The 20834-nt window shown below is 59.1% G+C and carries 22 protein-coding genes; 11 read left to right on the top strand and 11 right to left on the bottom strand.

What is annotated here, in order from left to right; genetic code table 11:
- The first annotated feature begins 102 nt into the window (after positions 1 to 102).
- From AB3Y40_RS13855 to otnC, 7 genes are read left to right on the top strand one after another with little or no spacing between them, the layout of a single operon-like run.
- Complete coding sequence (locus tag AB3Y40_RS13855; protein WP_369439374.1) at positions 103 to 1110, top strand: Bug family tripartite tricarboxylate transporter substrate binding protein; 1008 nt, start codon at positions 103 to 105, stop codon at positions 1108 to 1110.
- A gap of 21 nt (positions 1111 to 1131) precedes the next feature.
- The gene (locus AB3Y40_RS13850) at positions 1132 to 1935 is read left to right on the top strand and encodes a hypothetical protein (protein WP_369439373.1); all 804 of its coding nucleotides are present in this window, start codon (positions 1132 to 1134) and stop codon (positions 1933 to 1935) included.
- On the top strand, positions 1935 to 3446 hold the full coding sequence (locus AB3Y40_RS13845) for a tripartite tricarboxylate transporter permease (RefSeq protein ID WP_369439372.1): 1512 nt from the start codon (positions 1935 to 1937) through the stop codon (positions 3444 to 3446). Before AB3Y40_RS13850 ends, AB3Y40_RS13845 begins: the two co-directional genes overlap by 1 nt.
- Positions 3443 to 3736: a putative quinol monooxygenase gene (locus AB3Y40_RS13840; protein WP_369439371.1), complete on the top strand. Its 294-nt coding sequence runs from the start codon at positions 3443 to 3445 to the stop codon at positions 3734 to 3736. The genes AB3Y40_RS13845 and AB3Y40_RS13840 overlap by 4 nt, the downstream gene beginning before the upstream one ends.
- Positions 3733 to 4512, top strand: a complete 780-nt coding sequence (locus AB3Y40_RS13835) for an N-acyl homoserine lactonase family protein (RefSeq protein WP_369439370.1) — start codon at positions 3733 to 3735, stop codon at positions 4510 to 4512. Before AB3Y40_RS13840 ends, AB3Y40_RS13835 begins: the two co-directional genes overlap by 4 nt.
- Positions 4509 to 5732, top strand: a complete 1224-nt coding sequence (otnK, locus tag AB3Y40_RS13830; protein ID WP_369439369.1) for a 3-oxo-tetronate kinase — start codon at positions 4509 to 4511, stop codon at positions 5730 to 5732. Before AB3Y40_RS13835 ends, otnK begins: the two co-directional genes overlap by 4 nt.
- Positions 5729 to 6376: a 3-oxo-tetronate 4-phosphate decarboxylase gene (otnC, locus tag AB3Y40_RS13825; protein WP_369439368.1), complete on the top strand. Its 648-nt coding sequence runs from the start codon at positions 5729 to 5731 to the stop codon at positions 6374 to 6376. Before otnK ends, otnC begins: the two co-directional genes overlap by 4 nt.
- Here the strand turns inward: otnC and AB3Y40_RS13820 are convergent.
- From AB3Y40_RS13820 to AB3Y40_RS13810, 3 genes are all read right to left on the bottom strand, one after another.
- Complete coding sequence (locus AB3Y40_RS13820; protein ID WP_369439367.1) at positions 6373 to 7320, bottom strand: 2-hydroxyacid dehydrogenase; 948 nt, start codon at positions 7318 to 7320, stop codon at positions 6373 to 6375. The genes otnC and AB3Y40_RS13820 overlap by 4 nt on opposite strands.
- Entirely contained in the window at positions 7313 to 8158 is an 846-nt protein-coding gene (locus AB3Y40_RS13815) for a fumarylacetoacetate hydrolase family protein (RefSeq protein WP_369439366.1), read from the bottom strand. Before AB3Y40_RS13815 ends, AB3Y40_RS13820 begins: the two co-directional genes overlap by 8 nt.
- A gap of 83 nt (positions 8159 to 8241) precedes the next feature.
- Positions 8242 to 8988: an SDR family oxidoreductase gene (locus tag AB3Y40_RS13810; RefSeq protein ID WP_369439365.1), complete on the bottom strand. Its 747-nt coding sequence runs from the start codon at positions 8986 to 8988 to the stop codon at positions 8242 to 8244.
- 241 nt (positions 8989 to 9229) lie between these two features.
- On the opposite strand from AB3Y40_RS13810, the gene AB3Y40_RS13805 reads away from it, so the two are divergent.
- The 4 genes from AB3Y40_RS13805 to AB3Y40_RS13790 are packed head-to-tail and all read left to right on the top strand — an operon-like array spanning position 9230 to position 13171.
- A complete protein-coding gene (locus AB3Y40_RS13805) occupies positions 9230 to 10186 on the top strand; it encodes a metal ABC transporter solute-binding protein, Zn/Mn family (RefSeq protein ID WP_369439364.1) in 957 nt (318 codons plus the stop codon).
- A 38-nt stretch (positions 10187 to 10224) separates the two neighbouring features.
- A complete protein-coding gene (locus tag AB3Y40_RS13800; protein WP_369439655.1) occupies positions 10225 to 11028 on the top strand; it encodes a metal ABC transporter ATP-binding protein in 804 nt (267 codons plus the stop codon).
- 2 nt (positions 11029 to 11030) lie between these two features.
- Positions 11031 to 12239, top strand: coding sequence for a metal ABC transporter permease (locus tag AB3Y40_RS13795; protein ID WP_369439654.1), 1209 nt, complete (start codon positions 11031 to 11033; stop codon positions 12237 to 12239).
- Positions 12236 to 13171 carry a metal ABC transporter permease gene (locus AB3Y40_RS13790; RefSeq protein WP_369439363.1) on the top strand — a complete coding sequence of 312 codons (936 nt, stop codon included), beginning with the start codon at positions 12236 to 12238 and terminating at the stop codon, positions 13169 to 13171. Before AB3Y40_RS13795 ends, AB3Y40_RS13790 begins: the two co-directional genes overlap by 4 nt.
- Before the next feature lie 64 nt (positions 13172 to 13235).
- On the opposite strand, the gene AB3Y40_RS13785 is transcribed toward AB3Y40_RS13790, so the two are convergent.
- The 8 genes from AB3Y40_RS13785 to AB3Y40_RS13750 are packed head-to-tail and all read right to left on the bottom strand — an operon-like array spanning position 13236 to position 20808.
- The gene (locus tag AB3Y40_RS13785) at positions 13236 to 13730 is read right to left on the bottom strand and encodes a MarR family winged helix-turn-helix transcriptional regulator (protein ID WP_369439362.1); all 495 of its coding nucleotides are present in this window, start codon (positions 13728 to 13730) and stop codon (positions 13236 to 13238) included.
- Positions 13730 to 14455, bottom strand: coding sequence for an HAD-IA family hydrolase (locus AB3Y40_RS13780; RefSeq protein WP_369439361.1), 726 nt, complete (start codon positions 14453 to 14455; stop codon positions 13730 to 13732). The genes AB3Y40_RS13785 and AB3Y40_RS13780 overlap by 1 nt, the downstream gene beginning before the upstream one ends.
- Positions 14452 to 16176, bottom strand: a complete 1725-nt coding sequence (locus tag AB3Y40_RS13775; RefSeq protein WP_369439360.1) for a PEP-utilizing enzyme — start codon at positions 16174 to 16176, stop codon at positions 14452 to 14454. Before AB3Y40_RS13775 ends, AB3Y40_RS13780 begins: the two co-directional genes overlap by 4 nt.
- Positions 16177 to 16198: 22 nt before the next feature.
- Positions 16199 to 16924, bottom strand: coding sequence for an ABC transporter ATP-binding protein (locus AB3Y40_RS13770; RefSeq protein WP_369439359.1), 726 nt, complete (start codon positions 16922 to 16924; stop codon positions 16199 to 16201).
- Positions 16921 to 17643, bottom strand: a complete 723-nt coding sequence (locus AB3Y40_RS13765) for an ABC transporter ATP-binding protein (protein ID WP_369439358.1) — start codon at positions 17641 to 17643, stop codon at positions 16921 to 16923. The genes AB3Y40_RS13770 and AB3Y40_RS13765 overlap by 4 nt, the downstream gene beginning before the upstream one ends.
- A complete protein-coding gene (locus tag AB3Y40_RS13760) occupies positions 17636 to 18688 on the bottom strand; it encodes a branched-chain amino acid ABC transporter permease (RefSeq protein ID WP_369439357.1) in 1053 nt (350 codons plus the stop codon). The genes AB3Y40_RS13765 and AB3Y40_RS13760 overlap by 8 nt, the downstream gene beginning before the upstream one ends.
- Positions 18688 to 19557 carry a branched-chain amino acid ABC transporter permease gene (locus AB3Y40_RS13755; protein ID WP_369439356.1) on the bottom strand — a complete coding sequence of 290 codons (870 nt, stop codon included), beginning with the start codon at positions 19555 to 19557 and terminating at the stop codon, positions 18688 to 18690. Before AB3Y40_RS13755 ends, AB3Y40_RS13760 begins: the two co-directional genes overlap by 1 nt.
- Positions 19558 to 19584: 27 nt before the next feature.
- On the bottom strand, positions 19585 to 20808 hold the full coding sequence (locus AB3Y40_RS13750; RefSeq protein ID WP_369439355.1) for an ABC transporter substrate-binding protein: 1224 nt from the start codon (positions 20806 to 20808) through the stop codon (positions 19585 to 19587).
- Positions 20809 to 20834: the final 26 nt, after the last annotated feature.

Below are 20834 nucleotides of genomic sequence, written 5' to 3'. Positions count from 1 at the left end.
CAATTTGCGTGCCCCGGCATCAATAAGTTGACAGCGCATTAATTAATGCATACGTAAAAAAGTGCAACAATAAACGCATTGAGTCTGGGAGGACCGCAAACAATGAAATTTAATCTGAAAACGCTGGCGGGAATCGCTGCGATGATGACGGGCCTGGCGTCCGGGGCTGCGGCACAGGACTACCCATTCCGCGACATCACCACCGCAGTGGTTTGGGGTGCTGGTGGCGGCACAGACACGATCAATCGCATGATTATGGCCGAGATGGAAAAGCATCTGCCGGTGTCGATCAATGTGATCAACCAGACCGGCGGTGTCGCTGGATCGAATGGTATGGTCTATGTCATGAACCAGCCCGATGATGGCTACACGCTGGTCGGTCTGTCCGAGTCCAACGTGACAGCCGCCGTTCAGGGTGGCTGGGACAAGAAGTTCGACTTTTGGTATCCCTTCATTGTTGGCGGCTCGCCTGACCTGATCTCTGTCCCGGCGGACAGCCCCTACAACACGATTGAAGAGCTGGTTGAAGCTGCAAAAGCCGCACCGGGCACGATCCCTGCGGCAGCGTCTGGTGCAGGTTCGATCCACCACCTGAACCTGCTGGCAATCCAGAATGGGTCGGGCGCTGAGTTCAAGTTTGTCCCTTACAAAGGCTCTGCCCCCGGTCAGGAAGCCGCTATTGCTGGTGAAGTTGCACTGGTCGTGACCTCGCTGGCAGAACAGGCGCCGCTGATTGAAGGTGGTCAGTTGAAGCCGTTGGCAATGCTGGTGCCGGAAACCGCCGACATTGCAGGCATGACCGTGCCAAGCGCGTTCGACAGCTTTGACGGGTTGGACAAGTATCTGCCGCTTAAGCAGGCGATTGGCTTTGCTGTGCACAACTCTGCAAGCGACGACGTCAAGGCCGCATTGACGGACGCCTTTGACGCGGCGATGGCGGGCGACACCGTGGCGGAATGGGCTGCGGCCAACAACTATGACATCGGTGGCCAGTCCGGCGAAGAAGCGCAGGCGCTGTTCAGCACGCTGGAAGCCAACTTTGCCTATACGCTGCAAGAGCTTGGCGCGATCGATGTTGATCCGATGAGCCTGGGTATCGAAAAGCCGTAAGCGCGACGCCATCACGCTTAAATGACGGGGCGCTTTTGCGCCCCGTCGTCACGATATGACCGCCGGGGAGGGCGCGACGTGGAGCAGGACAAGGCCATCCTGAGGGCGAGGGACTTTTGGGGCGCATGTGTCCTGATCGCGGTCTCAGTCTTCTTTCTGTGGCGGACTTTCGATATCCCACTTTGGGGTCAGAACAACGCCGGTGTGGCAGGTATCAACTGGTATGAATCCGCTGCCATCGTGCCATTGGGCATCTTCGCCGCATTGCTGGTTCTTGGATTTGTGCTGTTGGGTATCGCGATCCGCGAAGGCGGAGCGGCCGATGCGTTAAGCGCGGCAGGCATCGGCTGGGACCGGGAAGAGGCGATCCGGTTCAGTACCATCGCCGTGATCCTGGCCTTCTACATTTTCGGCCTCGTGCCGCGCGTCGATTTCGTGCTGGGCAGTGGGCTGTTGATCACCGCGCTGATCTGGGGCTTTCACGGGGGCGTTGTCAGGCGCATGGTGATTGCGGCCGTCTTTGTTGTTGTGCCTGCAGCCTATGCGTTGATCGCCCACTTTCCGCAGGCTGAATGGGGTCAACCGCATGACGACGATTGGATCACGCTGGCCGCATGGGTTGGATTGATCGCGTTGAGCCTCTGGCGCGGGCCGCGCGACAAGATTGCCAAGGCCACCCTGTGGATCGCGGTGATTTCTCCCTTGGTGCTGGTTTGCGCGATGGCCTTTGGATTCCGCCAAAACGTGCCGAACCGGGGCGGCCTGATCTTTAGCCAGATCGAATACCACTATTACGTAACACTACGTCCGCTTTGGAGGGATTGATGGATTTTGTCCTTTCTCAACTTGGCGGGTTTGGTGGTGCTTTCTATGCGCTGGTCAGCGACCCGATCACTTACATTTATCTGATCGTTTCGGTTTTTCTGGGCATCGTCTTTGGTGCCTTGCCGGGGCTGACCGCGACGCTGGCTGTGACGATCCTGACCGGCTTTTTCGGCAACAAGATCCCGCTGGATTATTCGTTGATTGCCTTGCTGGGGGCCTATGTCGGCGCGATCTATGGTGGGTCTTATCCGTCAATCCTGCTGAACATTCCGGGCACGGCGGCAAGCGCCGCGACGGCGATGGACGGGCATCCACTGGCCAAGGCAGGACGGGGCGGTGAGGCATTGGGCCTGACTACAACTGCCAGCTTTATCGGGACGCTGATCGGGACATTTGCCCTACTGATCTTTGTCTGGGTACTGCTGCTGATTTCAAAGAACATCGCAAGCCCGGAGAAGGCCATGCTGGCGCTTTTCGGAATTCTCCTGTCTGGAACGCTGATGTCCGAGGATCTGGTGATCAAAGGGTGGATTGCCGGTCTGATTGGGCTTGCGATGGCCATGGTCGGGCTTGATCCGCTGCTGTCAGAGCCGCGCTATACGTTTGACTGGCCCTATCTTTTGAGCGGTTTTCAGGTTGTGCCGGTACTGATGGGGGCATTTGCGGTGCCCCAGATCATCGACGGGTTGCGCCATGTCAAAGTCGGCCAACTGGTGCAACTTCAGGGCCGCATCGTGCCGAACCTGCGCACGGTCAAAAAGTACATGCCGACAATCAGCCGCTCTGGCGTGATTGGCACAGGTGTTGGCGCACTCCCCGGTGTGGGCGAGGATGTCGCTGGCTGGGTCAGCTATGGCGTCGGCAAATCGGTCAGTAAAGAGGGCCATAAATTTGGCAAAGGCAGTCTGGAAGGGTTGCTGTCTTCGGAAACCGCCAACAATGCTTGCATCGGCGGCGCGCTGATCCCCTTATTGGTGCTGGGCATTCCCGGATCGCCTCCAGCGGCCGCGCTGATGGGGGCATTCAAGATCAACAATATCATTCCGGGTCCGACCATCGACCCCGAGATCATCCTGCGGGTGGTGGCGATCATGGTCATGGCGTCATTCACCATGTTCCTGATGGGGCTTTTCACGGCGCGGATCTTTATCAAGATCCTGCGGATCCCGCAGACCGTGTTTCTGCCAATCGTGATGGTGCTGACGACCATCGGATCGTTCAGTGTGGGCGGCGGGATCAATGACCTTTATCTGATGTTGGGCGTGGGGCTGGTGGCCTATTTCCTGAACATGATGAAATACCCCATTGCACCGTTGGTGATTGGCGTGATTCTAGGTGGGTTGTTCGATGAAACCTTCCGCCGAACGCTGTTCATTGCTGATGGGGACCTTTCCGCCTTTATCAGCCGCCCAGGCGCTGCCATCCTGTTGGCACTGAACGTGGCGTTGATCCTCAGCCAGATTGGCGCCGTGAAACGCGGATTTGCCCGGCTGATCAGGAGGCCAGCATGAGCTTTGCAGTTGTCGTTACATTTCAGATCGCACCCGGAAAGATGGCGACCTTCATGCCATTGATGGAGCAGAATGCAGCGACGTCGCTGGCGTTGGAGCCGGGGTGTCATCAGTTTGATATTGCCACCGACGATGCGCGCCCAGACGAGGTGTTTTTGTACGAAATCTACACCGATGCCGGCGCGTTTGAGGCGCATCTGGCCTCGGCCCATTTCAAGGCGTTTGATACTGCCGTGGCCCCGATGATTGCGGACAAAGTGGTCAAGACTTACGCAAAGGTCATTGCATGATCTGGGAAGTTCACGCCGTCAAATACGCAGACCGCAATGCGCGGGTGCGCGGGGATAGTTTTATCTTTGACGACAACCACGATGCGCCGCATGCGATGGATTATTTCATGTGGGTGTTGCGGTCAGGGGATCGGGTGATCCTTGTTGATACTGGCTATGACGGGCCAGAGGCAGCAGCGCGCGACCGGCCGATCCGCATGGAACCGGGCGAGGCTTTGGCCCCATTGGGCATCAAGCCTGAGGAGGTGGATACGCTGATTGTGACACATCTGCATTACGATCACGCAGGTGGATTGCACCTTTTCCCAAACGCACATTTGCACATGCAAGCGGCCGAAATGGCTTTTGCCACTGGTCCGTGCATGTGCCACGACGTGCTGCGGATGCCGTTCACGGCGGGCCATATTTGCGAGGCGGTCACCCGGCTTTATCAAGGCAAGCTGACGTTCTACGATGGCGACGGGCAGGTGGCGGATGGGGTCACGGTGCATTGCATTGGCGGGCATTCGCGCGGGTTGCAGGCGGTGCGGGTGCGCACCGATGCGGGGTGGCTCGTGCTCGCGTCAGATGCGGCGCATTACTATGAGAATTTTCAACTGCGCAAACCCTTTCCCATCGTGGTGGATTTGCAAAACATGCTGGACGGGTTCGACACGCTGGAACGGCTTGCCAGCGCGCCAGAGCTGATCGTGCCGGGGCATGACCCGCTGGTGCGGCAATTGTTCCCGCAGGGCGTGGCGGATCACATTACAAGGCTAGACCAAGGACAGACATGAAGATCGGCGTTGTTGCGGATGATTTTACGGGCGCATCCGATATTGCCCTGACTTTGGCCGAAGGGGGGATGCGCACAGCGCCGTTCATCGGCGTGCCAGACGGCCCCGCCAACGCGGGCGTCGAAGCCGGGGTTGTCGCGCTCAAATCGCGCACGGCACCGGTGGCAGAGGCTGTAATCGAAAGCGTTGCAGCCTGCCGCTGGCTGATCGCGCAAGGGGCCGGGCAGGTGGTCTTTAAGGTCTGTTCGACCTTTGACAGCACGGATGAGGGCAACATTGGCCCAGTGCTGGATGCGCTCGCGGCGGAACTGGACGAGGATCAGGTGATTGTCTGCCCGGCATTCCCGGAAAACGGGCGCAGTGTCTATCAGGGGCATTTGTTCGTGGCCGATCGTTTGCTGAACGAAAGTGGGATGCAGGATCATCCGTTGACCCCGATGAAAGACGCTGATCTGCGCCGTGTGCTGGCGCCACAAACCGTGCGGGCCGTGGGCCACGTGCCTGCGCGCACGGTTGCACAAGGGCCGCTGGCGTTGCGGGCCGCGATGCCGAAAGTGCAGGCCCATGTGATCGTTGATGCCATCCACGATGAAGACTTGCGGGTCATCGGGGCAGCCGCCCAGGACCGCAAACTGCTATGTGGCGGGTCGGGCATTGCAATTGGTCTGCCAGCAAACTTTGGAGCCGCAGCAGCCACGCCAAAGTGGCAACCGATCACGGGCAAGGGCGTTGTGCTGTCGGGGTCGTGCAGCCGTGCGACGCGCGAGCAGGTCATGGACTATCGCAAAACATATCCATCGCGCGAGATCACTGCAGAAGAGGCTGTCGATGGCACGGTTGATCTGGCGGCCTTGGTGGATTGGATTCTGTCGCAGGACGCGCCGCCGCTGGTCTATTCTTCAGCTGACCCTGAAGAGGTCCGCGCAGCGCAGGACAGGTTCGGACGCGCGGCATCGGCCACAGCGATTGAAGGGCTTTTTTCCAATCTGGCCGCCATGTTGAAGGCGCGGGGTACCGCGCGCATCGTGGTCGCAGGTGGCGAGACCAGCGGTGCGGTGGTCAAAGGGCTTGCCGCACGCGTGTTGGACATTGGTCCAAGGATCGCTGCAGGTGTGCCGATGGTGCGAACGGACGGGATGGCCCTCGCGCTCAAATCGGGCAACTTTGGCGGCCCGTCCTTTTTCAAAGAGGCACTGGCACTGATGGAACGCGAAGTTTGACCGAAGAAACCCGCGCCCGAGAGGACATTTGCCGGATCGCAAAGTCCATGTTTGACCGTGGGCTGACCTGCGGTTCATCAGGCAACATCAGCGTGCGCCTGTCAGACGGCAATGTGCTGGTCACGCCCACAGGCAGCGCGATGGGGTTTCTTGATCCTGCGCATATCAGCTTGTTGAACGCCGAAATGCGCCATTTGTCTGGCGATGCACCCACAAAAGAGGTTCCTCTGCACAGTGCATTCTACGAGACGCGCGCGCAGACCGGGGCGGTTGTGCATCTGCATTCCAGCCATTCCGTTGCCCTGTCGATGATGCCCGACGTGGACCCCGACAATGTGATCCCGCCTTTGACACCATATGCGGTTATGCGGCTGGGCAAAGTGAAGTTGCTGCCGTTTTTCCTGCCCGGTGATCCAGGGATGGGGGATGCGGTACGTGGGCTTGCGGGCAAGCGGTCTGCTGTGCTGTTGGCCAATCACGGGCCAGTTGTTGCGGGCAAGGACCTGTGGGCCGCTGCCTTTGCCACCGAAGAGCTGGAAGAGACGGCCAAGCTGGCGCTGCTGACGCGCGGCATTCCGATTAACGCGCTGACGCCGACACAGGTCGAAATGGTCGTGGACAAGTTCAACGTCGACTGGGACTAGGCCAGACCTGCGCATTCCGGCACGGGTGTCTTGACGTTGCCAGTCTCTTGATGTTGCAGCAGGTTGTCGATTGCCAATCCCCCCATTGCGGCGCGGGTTTCATGGGTGCCGCTGCCCACATGCGGCAATAACAGGGTGTTGGGCAAATCGCGCAGGGCTTGCGGAACGCGGGGTTCATCCTCAAAAACGTCTAGCCCGGCCCAACCCAGTCGCCCCGACTGAAGGGCGGCGATCAAAGCGGTTTCATCGACGACAGACCCGCGCCCCACATTGATCAGCGTGCCTTGCGGACCAAGGGCGTCAATGACCTGCGCATTCACCAGTTTTTCGGTCGCAGCACCGCCCGGAGTAATGCAGATCAGCGCGTCGCATGCAGCCGCCATCGCTGTCAGATCGTCGTAATAGCGGTAGGGGACATCTTTGGCGGACCGGGCGTGGTAAAGGATTGTCGGCGACCAAGGGGCGAGCTTTGTTGCGATGGTCTGTCCGATGCGACCCAGCCCGAGAATGCCGATGGTTTGATTGTCTACAGAGCGGGTCAACGGGGCGTTGCCCTGTTTTTCCCATGTGCCGCTGCGCAGATAGGCATCATCGCGCAGCACTTCGCGGTAGCAGCCAAGCAGCAAAAGGATCGCCGTTGTCGCGACCTCTTGGTTCAGCACGTCTGGCGTATGGGTCACCATGATCCCACGCGCTGCGGCCGCGTCTGCATCAATAGCGTCATAACCAACCCCGTAGCACGAAACCATCTTCAGGTTTGGCAGCGTATCCATCACCGCGGGTTTCAGGCCCAGATGCCCATCGGTCATCACATGGGTGATACGGTCACCATTTGCGGCCAGCCAGTCCGTATCGAGATCCGCCCAGCGGTGCACGGTAAAGGCGGCCTCCATCCGTGACATCATGACGGATGTGACCGGGCAGATCAGGAGCAAGTCAGACATCTTGCCGGACCGTCTGGCGTTGGGCACCAAGACCGGCAATGTGCAATTCCATCACGTCACCGACACGTAAGAACACCGGGTCAGGTTTGATCCCCATGCCAACACCCGGTGGGGTGCCGGTGGTGATGACATCGCCGGGGTGCAAGGTCATCAGGCTACTGAGGTGCGCGATGATCTGGGCCACTGTGAAAATCATGGTGCTGGTATTCCCGGTTTGCATCCGCTGGCCGTTCACATCCAACGTCATGTCCAGATTTTGGGGGTCAGGCACTTCGTCGCGGGTCACCAGCCAGGGGCCGGTTGGCCCGAAGGTGTCGCAAGACTTTCCTTTGGTCCACTGGCCGGTCAGCTGGGTCTGAAAGTGCCGTTCGCTGACGTCGTTGACGATGCAATAGCCTGCGACATGGTCCAGCGCATCCGCCTCTGAGACGTATTTGGCCGCCTTGCCGATGACGACGCCCAACTCGACCTCCCAATCGGTTTTCTGCGACCCGCGCGGCATGACCACGTCATCATAAGCGCCGACGATGGCAGAGTTGGCCTTGAAGAACAGGATCGGGTGTTCGGGGATCGCGGCCCCGGTTTCAGCAGCGTGGTCGGAATAGTTGAGCCCGATGCAAAGGAATTTGCCGATCCCACCAACACATGGGCCCAGCCGCGGCGCGCCAGCGACAGCGGGCAAATCAGTAGGGTCAAGGGCTGCCAAGCGGGCCAAGGTGGCATCGTCCAGTATGGCGCCAGTGATGTCATCAACATGGGCCGAAAGATCGCGTAACGTTTCGCCATCCATCAGGCCGGGTTTTTCGGCACCTGGTTCACCGTAGCGGACAAGTTTCATTTTGTGGTCTTTCTTTGGAGGGCGGTCAGGGACGCGCCGTTACTGTCTTTGAATCTGGGCGGCAGGCCCGGTGTTTGAGGCCGTTATTGGCCTGACCAGCCGCCATCGATCACATGGGCATGTCCAGTGGTAAATGCGCTTTCGTCGCTGGCAAGATAGACCACAAGTGCTGCAATCTCTTCTGGTTTGGCCACACGACCCATGGGCTGGCGTTCGATAAATTGCTCTAGCGCTTTTTCGGCACTGCCCAGCTTTTCGCCAAGGGCCGCAACACGGTCATGCCAACTGGGCGATTCGACAGTGCCGGGGCAGATGCAGTTACAGCGGATGCCTTTGGTGATGTAGTCGACGGCGACCGATTTGGTCAGTCCGACAACAGCCGCCTTGGTGGTGCCGTAGGTAAACCGGTTCGGCACACCGATGACGTTGGAGACTGCAGACGACATGTTGATGATTGACCCTGTGCCACGGTCCAACATCCCCGGCAGCGCCGCACGGATCGTGCGCAGCATCGAGCGCACGTTCAGGTCAAAGGCAAAATCCCATTCGTCGTCAGTCGTGTCCAAGATGGTGCCGTGGTGAACAAACCCCGCACAGTTGAACAGCACATCAGGTTTCGCCCGCGCCATGCCAGCGGCGACGCTGTCATCGTCGCGCACGTCCATCACAAAGGCGTCCATGCCATCCAAGTCACGCAGCCCATCGGCGTTGATATCTGTGGCAAAGACCTGCGCACCTTCCGCCGCCATCGCTAAGGCGCTTGCCCGGCCAATGCCTTGCGCTGCTGCAGTCACCAAGACTCGTTTCCCAACCAACCGGCCTGTTGTCATCGCGCGTCCCCCAATATTTGATCTTGGGCGCACTATTGGATGGCAGGCGGCGGATGTCGATACGGCGCGGACATTTCTGGCGGCGTTTGATCAACAGGCTTTGTGGAACCGCGGGTGGTGCGCAAGGCCGATCTAATTGCGAATGCTTCGCAAGTACATTGACTTTGCGAATGCTTCGCAATAACAGGAGGGTAAGAGGGCGTGCTCAATTAGCGAGCCGATTCGTGCGGAGAGCAAAGCCATGACGATCACAAGAAGACTATTTTTGGCCGTGGTGACAGTTGTGACCATGGCGCTGCCCGCGAGCTGGGCCGCAGCACAGGAACGTCTGACCGTTGTCGCCACGACCGGCATGATTGCAGATGCCGTGACCAATATCGGTGGCGATCTGGTTGACGTGCAGGCACTGATGGGTCCCGGTGTCGATCCGCACGCCTATCGCCAGACCCGCACGGATATTGTGGCCTTGGCCAAAGCTGATCTTGTGCTTTGGAACGGACTTTATCTGGAAGCGCAGATGGAAGATTTCCTGATTGAACTGGGCGAAGGCGGGAACGTGGTCGCGGTGGCAGAGGCGGTGCCGGAGAACCTGCTGCTGGGGTCGGAAGATTATGAGGGTCGGTTCGATCCACATCTGTGGATGAACCCGAACCTGTGGTCGCGCGTCGTCGTCAATGTGCGCGATGCCATGATCGACGTTGATCCAGAAAACGCAGATGCGTTCAGTGCGAATGCGGATACCTACCTCGCGCAGCTGGGCGATCTTGCCCGCTACACAAACGAGGTATTGTCCACGGTCCCGGTTGAAAGCCGCGTTGTTTTGTCGGCCCATGATGCGTTCAACTATTTTGGCAACGCCTATGGCTTTGAGGTGGTCGGCATTCAGGGGATTTCGACGGAGTCAGAAGCTGGACTTCAGCGGATTGGTGAGTTGGTCACGATGCTGGTCGAGAACGATATTCGCGCCGTTTTTGTGGAATCCTCAGTCTCGGACAGGAATATCCAGGCGTTGATCGAAGGGGCTGCGGCAGAGGGTCATGAGGTCGTCATCGGAGGCGAATTATTCTCGGACGCGATGGGCGAACCCGGCACTTACGAGGGCACCTATATCGGCATGATTGACCATAATGCGACGACGATATCGGCCGCGTTGGGTGGCACATCGCCCGACGATGGCATGCAGGGTCTGCTGAACTGATGGAGCCGTCAGTGACTCGCAACCAACCGCCCAAAATAATTGCCGAGGAAGGCCGGGTGACAGACCCGGCCTTGCCTGCGACTGCGATCCCTCTTTCAGTCAGAGGCGTCACAGTGTCCTATGGCGAAAAACCGGCTGTGTTCTCTGTGGATGCCACATTTCCCGCCAAGGCGATGTCTGCAATCATTGGACCCAATGGCGCGGGCAAATCTACGCTTTTGAAGGCCGCACTTGGCGTGATCCCCCGGCTATCCGGGGAGGTGCATGTCTTCGGTCAACCCATCGAAGACGCGCGGGAACGCATTGCTTATGTCCCGCAACGCGCCAGCGTGGACTGGGATTTCCCGACCACCGTGATTGATGTCGTGCAGATGGGCCTTTACCGCAAGGTCGGCCTGTTGGGGCGGTTGTCCGGGCAGATGAAGTCGCGCGCGCTTGATTGTCTGGAGCGGGTCGGCATGGCTGATTTTGCGCGGCGACAGATCGGGCAGCTTTCTGGCGGTCAGCAACAGCGGGTGTTTCTGGCCCGTGCGCTGGCACAGGATGCTGATCTTTACCTGCTGGATGAACCCTTTGCTGGTGTCGATGCCGCGACCGAGCGCGCGATCATCGACGTGCTGAAGTTGCTGAAAGCCGACGGCAAGGCCGTGGTCGCCGTGCACCATGATCTTTCCACGGTGCGCGATTACTTTGATCATGTGTTCCTGATCAACGTGCGGCGCATAGCGGAAGGCCCGGTTTCAACCGCATTCACGACAGAGAACTTGCAGGCGACTTACGGTGGTCGTCTTGCGGCCACACATCTGGACGAGCTGTCCACCGCGGCGGGGGCGCCTGAGTGAACCTGTTCTTTGAAGCCCTGCTTTTGCAAGCGGGATATAACGCCGCGTTGGTTGCCATCGGTGCGGCACTTCTGGGTTTTGCGGCCGGATCGTCGGGGACGTTCCTGTTCCTGCGCAAACGCGCGCTTGTCTCTGATGCGGTTGCCCACGCAACACTGCCCGGTGTTGGTATCGCGTTTATCGTCATGGTCAGCCTGGGTGGCGACGGCCGCAGTCTGATCGGTCTTCTTTTGGGCTCGGCCATCACGGCATGGATTGGGCTTTTGTTGATCGAATGGATTGTCCGGCACACCCGGCTGGCGGAAGATGCGGCCATTGGTGCGGTCCTTGGGGTCTTTTTCGGCGTCGGTATCGTTCTTCTCACGATTATCCAGAGTATGAGCGCCGGACGACAGGCCGGGCTGGAAGGTTTCTTGCTTGGCTCAACCGCTGGCATGCTATTCCAAGACGCTGTTGTCATTGCTATTGGAGGTTCGATTGCGGTGCTGGCGACATGGCTGATGCGCCGCCCGATGACGCTGGTGGCGTTTGACAGCGATTATGCTGCCGCCATGGGCTATGATGTGCGCCGCATCGACCTTTTGATGATGGGTCTAGTGATGGGTGTAACCGTAATCGGTCTTAAGCTCGTTGGGCTGATCCTGATTGTCGCGATGTTGATCATCCCTGCCGTCACAGCGCGCTTTTGGACTGAACGGTCAGGCAATGTGATCTGGATCGCGGGTGTCGTAGGCGGGGCGTCGGGATATCTGGGGGCTGTCATCTCTGCCTCTGCGCCCGCATTACCAACTGGGCCAATCATCGTGCTTGTGGCGGCCGCGGTTTTTGTCTTTTCGCTGCTCTTTGCGCCGGTGCGCGGTGTGCTGGCCGCGGTCATCCGGCATCGGCAGTTTCAGGCCCGCGTCCACCGCCGTCAGGGGTTACTGGCGCTGGCCGCGCAGCATCCGATCCGAGAGGCCTACACGCTGCGCCTGTTGCGCCGCGAGGGGTTGGTGCGTGCCGATGGTGTTCCGACCGAAACGGGGCGCGCGCAGGCCGCCAAGATCGCGCGGGACGAACGACGCTGGGACGTCGCGCGCGAAGTGCATCAGGATGCTGGGCTGACAGGCCGGTATGACGGTCTGACCCCGATCGAAGATGTTTTCACGGCTGATGAAATCGCTGATTTTGACCGCAGGCTTGGCGGGCCTGTTGCCTTGGGAGGCACATGATGGGCGCTGATTTCGTTCAATTCTCGCTGACACCAATCCTGATCGGCGTGTTTTCGGCCATCGCCTGTGCATTGCCCGGCAACTTTCTGATCTTGCGGCGTCAGGCCTTGATCGGAGATGCGATCAGCCATGTTGTGCTGCCGGGCATCGTCGTGGCGTTTCTTGTCACTGGCGTGATCTCTGCCATTCCCATGCTGCTTGGTGCTGCCGGGGCGGCTGTTGTCGCTGTTATCCTGATCGAAGCGGTCAAACGTCTGGGCAAGATTGAACCGGGGGCGGCTATGGGTGTGGTCTTCACCTCGATGTTTGCAGCAGGCGTTCTGATCCTAGAGCAAACCGACACCAGCCAGGTCCATATTGACGTAGAACACGCGTTGATGGGAAATTTGGAATCCCTCATCTGGTTTCGCGCCGAAGGTTGGCGGTCACTGCTTGATCCGGTGGCACTGGCCACCCTACCCGTAGAGCTGCCCCGGATCGCATTCGTCTGCGCTATTGTCATTGTCCTGACGGTGGTTTTCTGGCGCTGGCTTAAGATCGCAACGTTTGACGAAGGCTTTGCAGAAGCTCTTGGCATTCCGGCCTCGGCACTTGGGTTTGGGCTTGTCGTGACGGCGGCCGTCGCAGCCGTAGCCGCTTTTGATGCGGTGGGTTCCATCATCGTGATTGCAATGTTCATCTGCCCGCCTGCGGCGGCGCGTCTGATGACGAATTCGCTGGGGCATCAGGTCTGGTGGTCTGTGGCCTTTGCAACGCTTTCGGCCATCTTGGGATACGTCTTTGCGGGATACGGCCCGCTCTGGTTTGGTGCGACGAACGCCGTCAGTGCTGCGGGCATGATCGCTACGGTCTCGGGGGTCATCCTTGGTCTTGCTTGCCTCTTTGGCCCTCATCGAAGCCGCGTTGGTATGGGCAAGGAGGAAGCAGCCTAGATTGCCATGCCTTAGCGCGGCGCTTCGAAATGCGCGGGTATGGTTCGGCTTCGTACTCGTCGTGTCAGGTGTTCTCGGCCTGCAACGTAGCAAGGATCTTGATCAATATGTTATCCAACATGTCCAACTCGTGCTGTGACAATGCTGAAAAAATGTCTTTTTCTGCTTCCAGCGCACTTGGCAATGTTGCAGCGATGATTTCGGCGCCGTGATCTGTCAAGTTGACCAAGACCCGTCGTTTATCATCCGGATCCTGCCTGACACTGACCAGACCCAAATCTGACAACCGAGTTTGCGCCCGGCTGACACGTGCTGGATCCATCGCCGTGTGAGACACGAGAAACTGTGACGACACCGGCGCATGATAAGACAATGTCGCGAGGATGCGCCATTCTGGAATGTGAAGGCTGAAATCCTTCTCGATGATCTTTGCAATCTTCTGGCTGACCTGATTGGCCACCACGGCCAACTGAAACGGCAGGAATTCATCCAACCGGATTTGCGTGTCATCTTTTGGTTTTGATTGCTGTTGCACCGGTGATTCTTGCCTGTTGTCCATCAACTTGCTTTTGATCGGATCGTTTCATTTGGTCTTTCCGCGAGATGCAAATACCTACCGTATTGCGCCTCGATATCCAAGAGGCGGGCCGCTTGACCAAAGGACGCCTTAGGCCTGCTCACATCGAATTGCACCGCTTTAAGGCCTGCATCCTGCGCACCTGTCACATTGCGTGGCTGATCATCGACAAAGACGATATCATCAGCGGTTGTCTTGAACGCCTGCACCGCGCCTTGATAGGCCAATGGGTCAGGCTTGAGCGGGCCACCAAAGGATGCATCAATCACGTCATCCATCTCTTCAAAAATTGGCAATTCCGCGCGCCAATTGTCGCCAAAAAACAGCGCCAGTTCATTGGACAGGATGCCAACGCGATTGCCGTTCTGTTTTGCAGCGCGCACCAAGGCCAGAGCCTCGGGCCGGGTAATTGCATCTGCGGTCATGCCTTCACGGGCGCGGCGCAAAAGGTCGGAAGGTTGCCAGTCAGGCTCTCCGATCAGTGCGCCCACTTCAGCGGCCCGCTGTTCCCAATAGTTTCGTTCAGTGATCTTGTCTGCGATCATGTCGCGCCAAAGCGGGTCTGTTGACGGATCGATTGGTCCGAGCCACGTGAGCGTTCCAGGCGCGAGGCCCAGCACATTTTCCGTGTGGTCATGGGTTTCAAAGATCGTTTTTGAAATGACCGCGCCAAAATCAAGAAGCAATAGGGTGGGGGAGGGGCTCATGCTGCGTCCTTCTTTTGAATGCGGACGATGCCGTTTGTTCCATCGACGGTGACGATATCCCCGGTTTGAATTGCGTTCGTTGCGACACCGGTGCCAACCACGCAAGGCAGGCCATATTCGCGGCTGACGATAGAGGCATGGGTCAACGTCCCGCCATTATCGCAGACACAGCCACCGATTTTGGTAAACGCGGGCGTCCACGACGGTGCGGTGCCTTCGCACACCAAAATATCGCCGGGGTTCAACAGATGCAGGTCGTCTGCGTTGTGCATGACCTTTGCGGGTCCAGTGACGGACCCTTTGGAGGCGGGGATGCCTGCCAATTCGGCGCCGATTTCGCCCCGCTGGGCGGCGAGAAATTTCTCGTGCAAGCCGACGATTTCGATCAGGATTGGATCGCCCACATTGTCCGGCACAGTGCCCACGACCTTTGGCATTTCCTTACGGCGGCTGTTCCAGTGATCGTAATAATCGCGTCGGTCCTTTACGACGGATTTCAGGGCTTTCCAGTTCGTTGACCCTTCGGCCAGTTCGACCAGTTCCGTGTGAAACAGAAAGCACCCGTCATCGGGGCTGTCCGCACCTGCCTTTTCGGCAATCGCGGTGGCGGCGCGGCGCATCGGGATGGTGGCCTGCATATCGATGACGACGTTATGATCTTCGTTCCACCAGCTGAAGTTGGCCATGCGGCATCCGGCCAGCGCCTGATCGAAGGCGGCTTGCTCGCTTTGGGTCAATTTGCTGCGAGCGGCTTCGACTGCTTCATCGCGCTCTTTCGCCGCCATGGCCAAACCGCCATCGAAATCATGCGCACCGGCTTTCTGCAGGAAGGTTTCAAGCAGGCCGACGACCGGTTGCTGATCCTCGATCCACGGCTTTTCAAGCGGGTCGGCAATGCCTGTGCACCGCCAGCCCCATTCGGTAAGGAAAGCATCATAGTCGGCCAGCCATGCAGCGCCGTTGGGGCCTGCACCGTCCATTGCCGTGCGCATTTGCGCCGGTGTGCCGGTGACATGACCTGCCACGCCCAGCTCTTTCGCGCGTTTGGTGAGGTTCCAAAGCGCGACGTCGGTGTCGATGATCTTGGTCTTCTCGCCTTGCAAGAATTTGGCGATCTCACCCGGCTCCACGCCGAGCTCTGCGCACAGGCCATAGAAACCGGCGTAGTTCGCCAATAGCGGATACATCAGACCAAAATGCGTGACCCACGCGAACTTTTGGAACGACCGCGCGTCATTGGCGAATTGCGCCAAATCAGTCAGGCTGGCGCCTGCTGTGTCAAAATCGCGAAAATGAGAGAACCCGGCTTTCAACTCTGCCTCGCGCTTGGCCCACGTATCGTTGAACCTTTCGAGAATGCCGCCCAGATCATTGCCGATGCGCATGCCGCGAAAGCCCGGTTCCCAAGCACTTTTCAGGGGGCTTTCACCGCCGAACACATGCACGCCGCCGAACCGCACGGCCAGCCCGTTGGACGGGGGCAAAGGCAGGGTCGTTGCGGCCTGTTGTGTGGCGAAGGCGTAGCCGTCTTCAAAGAAGCTCATCCCAAGGGGCGTGGTGCCCTTGGGCCAGTGGAAGTCGAGAAACCAGAACCGTTCGACGTCTTCTTCGCGGAATTTCGACACAGGCTCTGCGATCCAGGGGCTGTTGAAAAATCGCTTTTCCATGCCGGGGTAACCGGGGTCTTTCACGAATTCGTCGATTGAGATGATTGTGGACATGGGTGTCTCCTGTTGGCCTGGTTCAGGCCGCTTCGGTGTCGATGTAAAGGTTTCGGATCGCGTCGGGGTCGTCGCGGAAGCGGGCGACGCCGTCCTCGGCTATGACGCGCCCCCGGCTTAGAACGGCCACGCGGTCGGCGATTTCGAGGGCCATGGCGGTGTATTGTTCGATCAACAGGATACCGACGCCCTGATCTGCCACGCGTTTCAATAGCGGAATCAGGCGGCGCACGATGACAGGCGCCAGACCAAAGGACATCTCATCTGCCAGAACGAATTTCGGTTTGGTCATAAGGGCTTGCGCCAAAGACAACATTTGCTGCTGCCCCCCGGATAAGTGACCCGCAGGCAAGGAGAGTTTTTCCCGCAGTTCCGGGAAGATATTCAACGCATGATCGTAAGCCTCTGACGCGGCTTTGCGCGGTAAGAAGGCGGCAGCCGCATGGAGGTTATCCTCAACCGACAGGGTCGTCAGTACGCGGTGACCTTCGGGGACCGCGGCAACGCCTACGCGGCGAATGTGTTGCGGTTTGCGCCCGATCAAGGAGTCGTCAGAAAGTGCAATCGTGCCCGCAGCCGGGGCGATTTCACCGGCAATTGTGGACACAAGCGTACTTTTCCCCGCGCCGTTTGGCCCCAGCAGAGCAAGGATTTCGCCCGGCGCCACAGAAAGCGACACGTCATCAAGTACCCGTTGCGCGCCGCGCTCAACACAAAGGCCCGCGATGGTCAGATTGGGTTGGCTCATGCGGCGTCCTCCTTTTCGAACTCACCCAGATAGGCGGCGCGGACCTTTGGATTGGCCAAAGTCTCGCGCGTTGGGCCAGCGGCCACGAGCGTCCCGAAATCCAGCACCGCCACGCGGTCGCAAAGGTCGCCAATCAGGTCGAAGTCGTGGTCGATGATCAGGACTTGTGCGTCCATGTCTGGCAGCTTGCGCAACAGTGTCATCAACTGGGCGCGTTCGTCCGCGGCCAGTCCGGCGGCTGGTTCATCCAGCATGATCAGGCGGGGTTTGGCCGCCAGACAGCGGGCAATTTCGACCATGCGCAGGCTAAAGCCATCCAGCGCACTGCCCATCTTGTCAGCCTGCGCGCTCAGCCCCAGAAGGGTAAGCGTCTCTTCCAACCGTACCTGCGCCTCTGCCCGTGGCAGGTGCAGGCTGTCGAGGGTGACAAGCACATTTTCCGCAACGCTCAAATCCGTTGCGACCTGCGGCGTCTGGAAGGACCGCGTGATGCCATGCTTTAGCCGATCTTCTGCGCGGACCGGGCCAAAGTCCTGATCAAACATCCGAATGGCGCCCGCGACAGGTACAACGAACCCCGACAGCACATTCAAGAGCGTGGTTTTGCCTGCGCCATTGGGACCAATGAGTCCTTGGATATTGCCGTCCAACGTCAGGTTCAGATCTACGATGGGTTTTACACCGCCAAATGATACGGTGATGTCAGATAATTCAATCATCTTTGGACCCTTTCAGCTTGGTGCCAACTGCGCTGAACAGGTCTTGCAACTGCCCCGCGATGCCACGCGGCGCGCTGACAATCGCGTGGATCAGCGCAATGCCGAAAATGATCATCGCGACATCCCCGTCGATGCCCCAGCTGTCCAAGAGGGCTGGAAACACACGATAAAGAAATGCGGCGATCAAGGCGGCAGCCAAGGACCACGGCCCGGCCACGATCACCAGACCGTACAACAACAGCGATTGCAGCGCGTCGAAGCTGCGCCCGTCCAGCTGACCGATGGACCCGGCCATAAGTGTGCCGCCAATGCCCGACAGCGCGCCTGCTAGGCCAAAGGCCTTGAACCGGGCAGCGCCGATCTTGACGCCTGCGGATTTTGCTACAGTATCGCCTGCCCGGATCATCGCCCAGGCGCGCCCCGCGCTGGACCGCAGGACTGCATAGGTGGCGGCAAAGGCAAAGGCCACGATGATCGTCGCATAGATGAAATAGGCGCGGTCTGACTGTGCGAGGGCAGGGCGTTGCATCATCTGACGTTCCCGGCTGCCATCCACGCGGCCCCAGAAGCCGGACCCGCCATCAGGGAAGCCGATAGAGCTGACGACGACATGCAAACCTGCCGCAAACATCAGTGTGACCAACGCAAAGATCAGGCCCTTGTGCCGGATCCCCGGCAGGCCAAGCACAGCACCAACGACACCTGAGCCGACGGCAGCCACGATCAGGTTCACCTCGAACGGTAGACCAAAGGCATGGGCGAACCGCAGTGACACCCAGCCACCAACGGCCATAAGCGCAATGCCCGCCAGCGACACATGCCCCAGCCGTTCGTGCAGCACGGCGACACCTTGGGCAGCGGCGGCCACGGCCATCATCGAGGTAAAGACGCGCACCCAATAAGACGGCAGAAACGGAACGATGATTACAAACAGGGCAAGGGCGATGATCACGCCGGGATTGTCGCGCCACAATCGGTGCAAAAAAGTGCCGCGCGTGTGAGACGATTGCGTGGTGGCAGAGGATGTCATGTCAAGCAAACTCATCAGCTGGCCCTTTCTGATCTGAAGGCCGCGGCGGGCAGGATCATCAGGATCGCAATGGCCACAACGAAGGGGGCCAACGAACGGTAGGGGGCAATGGATTGAAATGGTGTCGCGACAGCCTCGAGCATGCCGATGACAAGACCACCCAGCAGCGTCAGCCACAGCGAGCGCAGGCCACCGAGAATGGCGGCTGCAAGCGAAGGGACCACCATGAAGGTCAGCACGCCGGGGTCCAGTCGGACCAAGCTGCCCAGCAGAATACCCGCAACACCGGCCAAGACGCCGGAACCGATCCAAGCAAAAAGGGTGACCCGTTCGACATCAATGCCGATCAGGGCCGAGAGATCGCGGGTGTCCGCCAGCGCACGCATCTGCAGTCCCAGCCGTGTGCGGGTCAGCAGAAGTGTCACACCGACGGCGGCGGCCAGACAGAAGCCCATCGCAACGATGCGGACACCGGTGATGCGGACACCAAGGACTTCGGTGTTCAATTCGCGCAGCGGCAGGCGCAAACGGCGAGGCGTATCGCCCCAGATAAAGTAGGCGAGCCCCAACAGGATCAGGGCCAGCCCGAGTGTCGCGACCGCTTTGACGACGTCGGTTCTTTTGGCGACATGGGCCGAGACAATGACACCATAGGCGGCAGACACCGCCGTTGCGGCTGCGATGCCCACAAGGCAGGCGAGCCAGATGTGCAGACCGAATTCGTGCATCTGCCAGGTCACCATGGCAGACACTGCCGCAACGGCACCGAAGGCGAAGTTCAACTCTCCGGTTGCGCGGTAAAGGACGACAAGCCCCAGACCTGCCAGCGCATAAACTGCGCCAAGGGCAAATCCAGTCACAAGGAATGGTGTCAGTTCGGGCATGTCGTCCTCCGCTTTACGCGATCAGGCTTATTGGCTTAAGTCAGCCAGTTCCGGGTCGTCAGAGCGGAAGCAGTCACGGGACACGTCCCAGCCGTCCGCCGTCATCGTCGCCATGCGGCCATCTGTGTTGGCGTTGTGACGTGCGCCGGGACCAAAGGCCCATGGCGCGCACAGCAGGTCACTTTCGATGGGTTCCATCGTTTTCAGACCATCGAGAACCGCTTCACGGGTGATGTCGCCTTCGATGTTGCGCAGCACGGTGACCATTGTCTTGGCCGCGAGGAAACCGGCCTGGCTGAAGCTGTCACGACGGGCGTCGCCATCGGCAAATTCATCCATCACGGCGATCCATGCCTGGTTGTCTTCACCTGTGCTGTCGAGCGCGTTGAACTCAATATGTGCCCGAATGCTGCCGGCCCAGTAGTCGCCCACAGCGGCAGGGAACGCACTGTCATAGATTGACGTTGGACCTAGCCAGATCGCGTCCTCCAGAAGATCCTGATCTTCGGCGGCGTTGAAAATCGGAATGGCTGCAGGGGCGGGTTCCGCGACGATGATCGCATCGGCACCCGTGGACATCGCCTGCAAGACCAAAGATGTCGGGTCAAGCGTGGCAGGATCGTGCAGGACGTTGAAAACCTCGACACCCTTGTCTGCGCCCCATGCCGCCAGACCATCGCAGAACCAGCCACCCACATTGGGGATATTCGGCGCCATGCACACAAAGCTGCGCGCGCCGTCGTTTTCAAACGCATCGATCGCGGCACCCAGCGTGGACAGGCGTGGCCCCATGTTCATCGGTGCGATGTTTTCCGAAAAGAAGCACTCGCGGGGGACGCCGACACCGGCAATCACGCCGACACCGTTTTCAGCGTAGAAATTCGCGTTGGTGCCACATTCAACAAAGGACGTGGATCCTGCCATCGCCACGACACCCTCGTCCGTCACCAGCTTAGCAGCCGCGTTAGCAGCATTCTCAGGGTTCCAGGCGTCGTCTTCGACGATGTATTCAATTGGCTGTCCATCAATGCCGCCATTTGCATTGACGCAGTCAAAAAGGGCTGCGGCAGCAGTGGATGCTGTCGAAAAGTCGGCGGGGCCGGTTTGACCGACAATGGCACCAATCTTGATTGGTTCACCTGTTGCAGGCTCTCCCGAGCCGCACATCGCATGGGCCTCTGCCTGAGCGGCATTTGGTATGAACTGCAGCGCCGAGACCAGCGCAAGCGGGGCAATGTACAAGGTTTTCATAGATCAAGTTCCTCCTAAACTTTGAT

This window comes from Yoonia sp. R2331, assembly GCF_041103235.1.
GTDB lineage: Bacteria > Pseudomonadota > Alphaproteobacteria > Rhodobacterales > Rhodobacteraceae > CANMYO01.
The sequence above is the reverse complement of the archived record's forward strand: the minus strand, read 5'-3'. Positions and strand labels throughout refer to the sequence as shown.

Bases quoted from the DNA above. Each gene is read 5' to 3' on its own strand.
- AB3Y40_RS13855 (WP_369439374.1), top strand. From the start codon at position 103: ATGAAATTTAATCTGAAAACGCTGGCGGGAATCGCTGCGATGATGACG.
- AB3Y40_RS13845 (WP_369439372.1), top strand. From the start codon at position 1,935: ATGGATTTTGTCCTTTCTCAACTTGGCGGGTTTGGTGGTGCTTTCTAT.
- AB3Y40_RS13765 (WP_369439358.1), bottom strand. From the start codon at position 17,643: ATGATTGAATTATCTGACATCACCGTATCATTTGGCGGTGTAAAACCC.
- AB3Y40_RS13805 (WP_369439364.1), top strand. From the start codon at position 9,230: ATGACGATCACAAGAAGACTATTTTTGGCCGTGGTGACAGTTGTGACC.
- AB3Y40_RS13840 (WP_369439371.1), top strand. From the start codon at position 3,443: ATGAGCTTTGCAGTTGTCGTTACATTTCAGATCGCACCCGGAAAGATG.
- AB3Y40_RS13850 (WP_369439373.1), top strand. From the start codon at position 1,132: ATGACGGGGCGCTTTTGCGCCCCGTCGTCACGATATGACCGCCGGGGA.
- AB3Y40_RS13815 (WP_369439366.1), bottom strand. From the start codon at position 8,158: ATGAAACTTGTCCGCTACGGTGAACCAGGTGCCGAAAAACCCGGCCTG.
- AB3Y40_RS13835 (WP_369439370.1), top strand. From the start codon at position 3,733: ATGATCTGGGAAGTTCACGCCGTCAAATACGCAGACCGCAATGCGCGG.
- AB3Y40_RS13810 (WP_369439365.1), bottom strand. From the start codon at position 8,988: ATGACAACAGGCCGGTTGGTTGGGAAACGAGTCTTGGTGACTGCAGCA.
- AB3Y40_RS13785 (WP_369439362.1), bottom strand. From the start codon at position 13,730: ATGGACAACAGGCAAGAATCACCGGTGCAACAGCAATCAAAACCAAAA.
- AB3Y40_RS13770 (WP_369439359.1), bottom strand. From the start codon at position 16,924: ATGAGCCAACCCAATCTGACCATCGCGGGCCTTTGTGTTGAGCGCGGC.
- AB3Y40_RS13760 (WP_369439357.1), bottom strand. From the start codon at position 18,688: ATGAGTTTGCTTGACATGACATCCTCTGCCACCACGCAATCGTCTCAC.
- AB3Y40_RS13775 (WP_369439360.1), bottom strand. From the start codon at position 16,176: ATGTCCACAATCATCTCAATCGACGAATTCGTGAAAGACCCCGGTTAC.
- AB3Y40_RS13755 (WP_369439356.1), bottom strand. From the start codon at position 19,557: ATGCCCGAACTGACACCATTCCTTGTGACTGGATTTGCCCTTGGCGCA.
- otnK (WP_369439369.1), top strand. From the start codon at position 4,509: ATGAAGATCGGCGTTGTTGCGGATGATTTTACGGGCGCATCCGATATT.
- AB3Y40_RS13750 (WP_369439355.1), bottom strand. From the start codon at position 20,808: ATGAAAACCTTGTACATTGCCCCGCTTGCGCTGGTCTCGGCGCTGCAG.
- AB3Y40_RS13790 (WP_369439363.1), top strand. From the start codon at position 12,236: ATGATGGGCGCTGATTTCGTTCAATTCTCGCTGACACCAATCCTGATC.
- AB3Y40_RS13780 (WP_369439361.1), bottom strand. From the start codon at position 14,455: ATGAGCCCCTCCCCCACCCTATTGCTTCTTGATTTTGGCGCGGTCATT.
- AB3Y40_RS13820 (WP_369439367.1), bottom strand. From the start codon at position 7,320: ATGTCTGACTTGCTCCTGATCTGCCCGGTCACATCCGTCATGATGTCA.